The organism is Streptomyces sudanensis (assembly GCF_023614315.1).
In the GTDB taxonomy this organism is placed as follows: Bacteria; Actinomycetota; Actinomycetes; order Streptomycetales; family Streptomycetaceae; genus Streptomyces; species Streptomyces sudanensis.
In genome coordinates this window covers 2,275,729-2,283,961 of record NZ_CP095474.1, presented here as the reverse complement: position 1 = coordinate 2,283,961, position 8,233 = coordinate 2,275,729, and the positions used below count along the sequence as shown (strand labels likewise).

6 protein-coding genes and 1 pseudogene are annotated in these 8,233 nt (G+C 71.7%); 3 read left to right on the top strand and 4 right to left on the bottom strand.

The features are described from left to right. Positions 1–377, bottom strand: a pseudogene (locus MW084_RS24565) (hypothetical protein); the annotation flags it as partial. 614 nt (positions 378–991) lie between these two features. Between MW084_RS24565 and hpf the strand changes: the two are divergent. Continuing rightward, complete coding sequence (gene hpf, locus MW084_RS10510; RefSeq protein ID WP_010473972.1) at positions 992–1,690, top strand: ribosome hibernation-promoting factor, HPF/YfiA family; 699 nt, start codon at positions 992–994, stop codon at positions 1,688–1,690. Positions 1,691–1,883: 193 nt separating this feature from the next. Beyond that, a complete protein-coding gene (locus tag MW084_RS10505) occupies positions 1,884–2,651 on the top strand; it encodes a response regulator (RefSeq protein WP_010473973.1) in 768 nt (255 codons plus the stop codon). An 85-nt stretch (positions 2,652–2,736) separates the two neighbouring features. Here MW084_RS10505 and MW084_RS10500 read toward each other — a convergent pair whose 3' ends face one another. Beyond that, positions 2,737–3,900, bottom strand: a complete 1,164-nt coding sequence (locus MW084_RS10500) for a winged helix-turn-helix domain-containing protein (RefSeq protein ID WP_029553755.1) — start codon at positions 3,898–3,900, stop codon at positions 2,737–2,739. A gap of 110 nt (positions 3,901–4,010) precedes the next feature. Continuing rightward, positions 4,011–4,565 (bottom strand): GNAT family N-acetyltransferase (locus tag MW084_RS10495; protein ID WP_275563558.1); only part of this gene is annotated, 555 nt, incomplete at its 3' end. A gap of 252 nt (positions 4,566–4,817) precedes the next feature. On the opposite strand from MW084_RS10495, the gene secA reads away from it, so the two are divergent. Continuing rightward, positions 4,818–7,628, top strand: a complete 2,811-nt coding sequence (gene secA / locus MW084_RS10490; protein WP_010473976.1) for a preprotein translocase subunit SecA — start codon at positions 4,818–4,820, stop codon at positions 7,626–7,628. A gap of 219 nt (positions 7,629–7,847) precedes the next feature. Here the strand turns inward: secA and MW084_RS10485 are convergent. Beyond that, the coding region (locus MW084_RS10485) for an Rv3235 family protein (protein ID WP_275563557.1) at positions 7,848–8,179 on the bottom strand (332 nt) is incomplete at its 5' end. Positions 8,180–8,233 lie beyond the last annotated feature (54 nt).

The following is an 8,233-nucleotide window of genomic DNA, read 5'->3' as shown; positions in this document are numbered from 1 at the left end:
TCCCCCTGGTGCTGGTGCCGGTCCCGTCGGCCCGCCGGGCGGTGCGCGCCCGCGGCCATGACGCGGTGCGGCGGGTGGCGGTCGCCGCCGCGCGGGAGCTGCGGGGCGCCGGGGTGGCGGCCCGGGTCGCGCCGGTGCTGCGGCAGTGCCGGGCGGTCGCCGACCAGGCCGGGCTGGACGCGCGGCGGCGGCGGGAGAACCTGGCGGGTGCGTTGGAGGTGGTTCCGGGCGGGATGCGGTTGCTGGAGGGCGCCGGGGTGGTGCTGGTGGACGATCTCATGACGACGGGGGCCTCGCTCGCCGAGGCGGCGCGGGCGCTGTGCGGCGCGGGGGTGGCTTCCGCGTACGGCGGGGGCGGTGCTTCGCGAGGAGGGCATGTTCAGATGGGCGGCGGCGGGTGGCGCGCGGGCGGGACCGCGGAGGGTGCCGTGCCGGGGTGGGGCCGCCCGGATCGTGCCGATGGCCGGCGCCGCGCCCGGCCGACCGGGTCCGTGCGAGGCCGGGGATTTCGCGGCGCAATCCCCGCCGCCCGTGACATCGGCACGTATTTCCGGCCGTGGGCGTGCGGTATCGCCGTACGGCGGGCGGGGGCCTTCACTGCTCGGTGCCGCCGTTGTGAGCGCATCTCCCAAAGCGTTCGGAATAAACCGGAACTGACGAGGAACCTGAAACGTTGCAGACGATGAGGGGAGAAGGACGCCTGATCGGAGGTTTGTGCTGGTAATGGGTGCCGACATCCGTCCGGGCGGGATATGTTCGGTGGTACGGGAATGGCGAATGCCGCCCTTCACCGAATGCGCAGGCATGCATCCGTACGGAATGCCGGAGCCGGCCAGTACATCGATGTTGTGGGGTGGGGGCCTTGTCGACTGGGGAGGAGGAAGTTCGAGTCGCCAAGTCCGGGACTCCGGTGTTCACCGGGGTCTGGTGCAAAAGGGAGATGCCCGCCAGCGGCTGAGCTGGTTGGAGCGATCCGGGAACGGAGTTCTGCGTGGACATCGTCGTCAAGGGCCGCAAGACCGAGGTGCCCGAGCGGTTCCGCAAGCACGTGGCCGAGAAGCTGAAGCTGGAGAAGATCCAGAAGCTCGACGGCAAGGTGATCAGCCTCGACGTCGAGGTGTCCAAGGAGCACAATCCGCGGCAGGCCGACAGGTCTGACCGCGTGGAGATCACCCTTCACTCCCGTGGTCCGGTGATCCGGGCCGAGGCGGCCGCCCCCGATCCGTACGCGGCGCTCGACCTCGCGACCGCGAAGCTCGAGGCTCGACTGCGCAAGCAGCACGACAAGCGGCACACCCGCCGCGGCAGCGGCCGGATGACGGCCGCCGAGGTGGCCGAGGCGGTGCCGGGCGTCGCCCGGCTCAACGGGGCCGGGGTCGCGGTGCTCGAGGAATCGGAGGAGAGCGCGCCGACCATGCGGGTCGGTCCGCTCGAGGTGCAGGGCGAGGGCCCGCTGGTGGTGCGCGAGAAGACGCACAGGGCCGCGCCCATGTCGCTCGACCAGGCGCTGTACGAGATGGAACTGGTCGGCCACGACTTCTATCTGTTCGTCGACGCGGAGACCAAGCAGCCCAGCGTCGTGTACCGGCGCCACGCCTACGACTACGGCGTCATCCACCTTGAGAACGACCCGCTCGCGGCGAGCGAGGGCGACGGCGCGGGCGGCGCCGGTGGAGCGCTCGGCGGCTGACGGTTCCGCGGTCGGTGCCGGTGCCCCCGGAGGTGCCTCCGTGCGCCCCGGGGGCGCCTCCGTGCCACCGAAGGATCACCGCCCGGTCGCCGGGGCATGAAATCATGGTGACGTGCGCCAACCGGTCCGTGTCGGACCGTCGTTGGTGCTCCGAACTATGACTCCAGGGCCCCGGCCTGCAGGGGGAGGAACGATGGCGGACAGCTTCGGCCCGGTGCATCATCCGGGCGGCTCCGGCGCCCCGGACCGCGGGGCCGCCTCGCACGGCACCTCCGGCGGAGGGGGCGGCGAGTCCGGGAAGGAACCCATCCGGGTCCTGGTGGTGGACGACCACGCACTGTTCCGCCGCGGACTGGAGATCGTCCTCGCGCAGGAGGAGGACATCCAGGTCGTGGGGGAGGCGGGGGACGGCGCGGAGGCCGTGGACAAGGCCGCCGACCTGCTTCCCGACATCGTCCTGATGGACGTCCGCATGCCCAAGCGGGGCGGTATCGAGGCGTGCACGTCCATCAAGGAGGTCGCCCCCAGCGCGAAGATCATCATGTTGACGATCAGCGACGAGGAGGCGGACCTCTACGACGCGATCAAGGCGGGCGCCACCGGGTACCTGCTCAAGGAGATCTCCACGGACGAGGTCGCCACGGCCATCCGGGCCGTGGCGGACGGGCAGTCGCAGATCAGTCCGTCCATGGCGTCCAAGCTGCTGACCGAGTTCAAGTCGATGATCCAGCGCACCGACGACCGCCGCCTCGTCCCGGCACCCCGGCTCACCGACCGGGAGCTGGAGGTGCTGAAGCTGGTGGCGACGGGGATGAACAACCGGGACATCGCCAAGGAGCTGTTCATCTCCGAGAACACCGTGAAGAACCACGTCCGCAACATCCTGGAGAAGCTGCAGCTGCATTCGCGGATGGAGGCCGTGGTCTACGCGATGCGGGAGAAGATCCTGGAGATCCGGTAGGTGCCCGTGCCCGTGCCCGGATCCGCGGCCCTGCGGGCCTGCGGCCTGCGGGTGCCGGCGGCCCGCCGCCGGTCCGGTGCCGCGGTCAGTCCAGTGCCGCGGTGAGGGCCGGGACGAGGTCGGGGCGGTCGGTGCGCTCGACGCGCACGGAGTCGCAGCCGACCCACTCCGCCGCCTCCCGCAGCGCCCTGGCCATCGGGGCTGTCGCGCCGGGTCCCGCCAGGGAGAGCTGCCGGGCCACCAGCGTAGTGCCCTCGCGTGCCGGGTCGACGCGTCCCAGCAGTCTGCCGCCCGCCAGCAGCGGCATCGCGAAGTAGCCGTGGACGCGCCTCTGCTTCGGTACGTACGCCTCCAGCCGGTGGGTGAAGCCGAAGATCCGCTCCGTGCGGGCCCGCTCCCAGATCAGCGAGTCGAACGGGGACAGCAGGGTGGTGCGGTGCCGTCCGCGGGGCTCGCCGTCCAGTGCCGCCGGGTCCGCCCAGGCCGGTTTCTCCCAGCCCTCCACCCGGACGGGGACGAGCCCCGAGTCGGCGACGACCGCGTCGAACTCCTCGCCCCTGATGCGGTGGTAGTCGGCGATGTCCGCGCGGGTGCCCACGCCCAGCGCCTGCCCGGCGAGCCGTACGAGGCGGCGCAGGCACTCGGCGTCGTCCAGTTCGTCGTGGAGCAGGTCGGCGGGGACGGCGCGTTCCGCGAGGTCGTACACGCGCTTCCAGCCGCGCCGCTCGACGCACACGACCTCGCCGTACATCAGCGCCCGCTCGACGGCGACCTTGGAGGCGGACCAGTCCCACCACTCGCCGCCGTTCTTCGCGCCGCCCAGCTCCGTGGCCGTCAGGGGGCCCTTCGCGCGCAGCTGCCCGATCACCGCCTCGTACGTGCCGTCCGGGAGGTCGTGGTGCCACTGGGGGCGCCGCCGGTAGGCGCGGCGGCGGAACGCGAAGTGGGGCCACTCCTCGATCGGCAGGACGCACGCCGCGTGCGACCAGTACTCGAACGCGTGCCCGCCCGTCCAGTACGCCGTGTCGACCGCCCGGCGGCCCACGGCGCCGAGCCGGGCGTAGGGCACCAGCTCGTGCGAGCGGGCCAGGACGGAGATCGTGTCCAGCTGGACCGCGCCGAGGCGCCGCAGGACGCCGCGCACGCCGGCGCGCCGGTCGGGGGCGCCCAGGAGGCCCTGGGCGCGCAGGACGATGCGGCGGGCCTCGTCGGCCGAGAGCTCGGTGATGGGTCGCGGCGTGGTGGTCATGCCCTGCACGATAGGGCCCGGCACTGACACGCCCGGCCGGTCCCCGCGCGGACGCCGGCGGGGTGCGGGTCAGGCGGGCCGGGACGGCCGGTACGGGAGGGCGGGCGGNNCAGTCCCGGGTCGGCGGGGAGGAGGGAGGCGAGCAGGCAGTCGCGGAGGGTGCCGCGGTGGACGAGGGCGGCGAGCAGGCAGTCGCGGAGGGTGCCCTCCGGGGTGAAGCCGGCCTTCTCGGCGACGAGGCGGGAGGCGGTGTCGCCGACTGCGGCGCGCCATTCGAGACGGGTGCAGCCGAGGGCGGTGAACGCCCAGTGGGCGAGGATGCGGACGGCTTCGGCGGCGTAGCCGTTGCCGCGGTGCTCCCGGACGGTGCGGAAGCCGACCTCCCAGGTGCCGGAGCGCGGGTGGTGGAGGCCGACGGAGGCCAGGAGGGAGCCGTGCTCCCGGCCGCGGGAGCGTACGGAGAAGGTGTACTCGGTGTCGTCGCGCCGGCCGCCGGGGGCGTACCGGCCGACGAAGTCCTCCGCGTCGGCGATTCCGTACGGGTCGGGCAGGGGCGTCCAGCGCTTGGTCCCGGGGTCCTGGACGGCGGCGCGGACCTCTTCGGCGTCGTCGGGGGTGAAGGGGCGCAGCAGCAGGCGCTCGGAGGTGAGGGTGACGGGTTCCATGACGGGATCCCGGTGGCGGCGGGAGCGGGGGGACGAGCCGTTTTCGGCGGGCGGCGGCACCTTCGGCGCGCTCCGGGCGTTCTCGTTGGGGGTGGTGGTGGCTCCGGTGGGCGTTCTCCGGAGGCGCGGACCTCCCGGCGCGGCGGGGTCCTCGCTTACGATGACCGTTGCGGTGGGCCCACCTGCCGTGCCCGTGTCAGTGTCCATGACAAGACCTAGTGCCAGGCCCGACCGGCAAGGAGATCAGCCTCAGTGTCCGTCTTCAACAAGCTCATGCGTGCAGGCGAAGGCAAGATCCTGCGCAGACTGCACCGCATCGCGGACCAGGTCAACTCCATCGAAGAGGACTTCGTCAACCTCTCCGACGCCGAGTTGCGGGCCCTCACCGACGAGTACAAGCAGCGGTACCAGGACGGTGAGAGCCTCGACGACCTGCTCCCGGAGGCCTTCGCGACCGTCCGCGAGGCGGCCAAGCGCGTCCTCGGCCAGCGCCACTACGACGTGCAGCTCATGGGCGGCGCCGCCCTGCACCTGGGGTACGTGGCGGAGATGAAGACCGGTGAGGGCAAGACCCTCGTCGGCACGCTCCCCGCGTATCTGAACGCGCTGTCCGGCAAGGGTGTGCACCTGATCACGGTCAACGACTACCTCGCGGAGCGCGACTCCGAGCTGATGGGCCGGGTGCACCAGTTCCTGGGCCTGAAGGTCGGCTGCATCCTGGCGAACATGTCGCCCGCGCAGCGCCGCGAGCAGTACAACTGCGACATCACGTACGGCACGAACAACGAGTTCGGCTTCGACTACCTGCGCGACAACATGGCGTGGTCGAAGGACGAGCTGGTGCAGCGCGGGCACAACTTCGCCTGTGTGGACGAGGTCGACTCGATCCTCATCGACGAGGCCCGTACGCCGCTGATCATCTCCGGCCCGGCGGACCAGGCGACGAAGTGGTACGGCGACTTCGCGAAGCTGGTGCAGCGGCTGAAGCGCGGCGAGCCGGGCAACCCGCTCAAGGGCGTCGAGGAGACCGGCGACTACGAGGTCGACGAGAAGAAGCGGACCGTCGCCATCCACGAGGCGGGCGTCGCCAAGGTCGAGGACTGGCTGGGCATCGACAACCTCTACGAGTCGGTCAACACGCCGCTCGTCGGCTACCTCAACAACGCCATCAAGGCGAAGGAACTGTTCAAGAAGGACAAGGACTACGTCGTCATCGACGGCGAAGTCATGATCGTCGACGAGCACACCGGCCGCATCCTCGCGGGCCGCCGCTACAACGAGGGCATGCACCAGGCGATCGAGGCGAAGGAGGGCGTCCAGATCAAGGACGAGAACCAGACCCTCGCCACGATCACCCTGCAGAACTTCTTCCGCCTCTACGACAAGCTGTCCGGCATGACCGGTACGGCGATGACCGAGGCCGCCGAGTTCCACCAGATCTACAAGCTGGGCGTCGTGCCGATCCCGACGAACCGGCCGATGGTCCGCAAGGACCAGTCCGACCTGATCTACCGCACCGAGGTCGCCAAGTTCTCGGCGGTCGTCGACGACATCGCGGAGAAGCACAAGAAGGGCCAGCCGATCCTCGTCGGCACGACGTCGGTCGAGAAGTCCGAGTACCTCTCCCAGCAGCTGTCGAAGCGGGGCATCCCGCACGAGGTGCTGAACGCGAAGAACCACGAGCGCGAGGCGTCGATCGTCGCCCAGGCGGGCCGCAAGGGCGCCGTCACGGTCGCGACGAACATGGCCGGCCGCGGCACGGACATCAAGCTCGGCGGCAACCCCGACGACCTCGCCGAGGCGGAGCTGCGGCAGCGCGGCCTCGACCCGGTCGAGCACCCGGAGGAGTGGGTCGCGGCCCTGCCGGCCGCGCTGGAGAAGGCCGAGCTGGCCGTGAAGGCCGAGTCGGAGGAGGTCAAGAAGCTCGGCGGCCTGTACGTGCTGGGCACCGAGCGGCACGAGTCGCGGCGCATCGACAACCAGCTGCGCGGCCGTTCCGGACGCCAGGGCGACCCGGGCGAGTCCCGCTTCTACCTGTCGCTGGGCGACGACCTGATGCGGCTGTTCAAGGCGCAGATGGTCGAGCGCGTCATGGCGATGGCGAACGTCCCGGACGACGTGCCGATCGAGAACAAGATGGTGACGCGTGCGATCGCGTCCGCCCAGTCGCAGGTCGAGCAGCAGAACTTCGAGGCGCGCAAGAACGTCCTGAAGTACGACGAGGTCCTCAACAGGCAGCGCGAGGTCATCTACGGCGAGCGCCGCCGCGTCCTGGAGGGCGAGGACCTGCGCGAGCAGATCCTCCACTTCATGGACGACACGATTGACGCCTACATCCAGGCGGAGACCGTCGAGGGCTTCGCGGAGGAGTGGGACCTGGAGCGGTTGTGGGGCGCGTTCAAGCAGCTCTACCCGTGCAAGATCACCATCGAGGAGCTGGAGGAGGCCGCCGGGGACCGGGCCGGCATCACGGCGGAGTTCATCGCGGAGTCCGTCAAGAACGACATCCACGAGCAGTACGAGGCGCGGGAGAAGCAGCTCGGCTCCGAGATCATGCGCGAGCTGGAGCGGCGGGTCGTGCTGTCCGTGCTGGACCGCAAGTGGCGTGAGCACCTCTACGAGATGGACTACCTCCAGGAGGGCATCGGGCTGCGCGCGATGGCGCAGAAGGACCCGCTGGTCGAGTACCAGCGGGAGGGCTTCGACATGTTCGTCGCGATGATGGACGGCATCAAGGAGGAGTCCGTCGGCTACCTGTTCAACCTGGAGGTCCAGGTCGAGCAGCAGGTCGAGGAGGTCCCGGTGGCGGCGGGCCCGGAGCGGCCGTCGCTGGAGAAGGAGGAGGCCGTCCCCGCGGGCGCCGGCCGCCCCGAGATCCGCGCCAAGGGCCTGGACGCCCCGCAGCGGCCGAACCGGCTGCACTTCTCCGCGCCGACCGTCGACGGTGAGGGCGGCGTCGTCGAGGGCGACTTCGAGGACGACGGCGCGCGGTCCGAGGCGGACGGCATGACGCGCGCGGAGCGCCGCAAGGCCCAGAAGGGCGGCCGGCGCCGCAAGAAGTGACCGCGGCTCCCCTCGTCCGGCGGGGCCGGGACACGCGTGTCCCGGCCCCGCCGCCGTCGTACCGCGCCCGGGGCCCGGGCTTCCGTCGGGCCCGGGCTTCCGTCGGGCCCGGGGCTCCGTCGGGCCCGGGGCGGCCCGCGGGGCGCCCGGCCGGGTGCGCCCGGGCGCCGCGGGGGAGGGACGCGCAACGCCCTCCCGCCCATGACCCGGCGGCCACGCTCAGGCGCGGGCGGGGCCCAGGTCGACCGCCGCGCAGCGCCACCTGCCGTCGGGGCCCTGTTCCAGGCGGAACGCCATCGCCCGGACCCGTAAGCCCGTCGCCACGGTGGCGTACGCCTCGATCACACCGGGTCGGGGCGGGACGCCGGCGCAGCGGCGCAGGACCGGGCGGGTCCGGCGGGCCGGTTCGGCGGACCGCAGGGGGTTGTCCGGGGCGAGGCGGATCAGCTGCTCGTACGCCTCGCCGATCGTCTGGCCCAGCATCCAGTGCACGGGCCGCTCCCCGGTCAGCACGGCCAGCAGCCGCTCGGCGAACACCACGTGCGGGGGGANNNNGCGGGNGCGGNTGNNNGCCNNTNNNCCCNNGTGCNCTGTTCGACACATCT

Coding starts and splice junctions, on each gene's coding strand:
- MW084_RS10505 (WP_010473973.1), top strand. CDS start 1,884: ATGGCGGACAGCTTCGGCCCGGTGCATCATCCGGGCGGCTCCGGCGCC.
- MW084_RS10500 (WP_029553755.1), bottom strand. CDS start 3,900: ATGACCACCACGCCGCGACCCATCACCGAGCTCTCGGCCGACGAGGCC.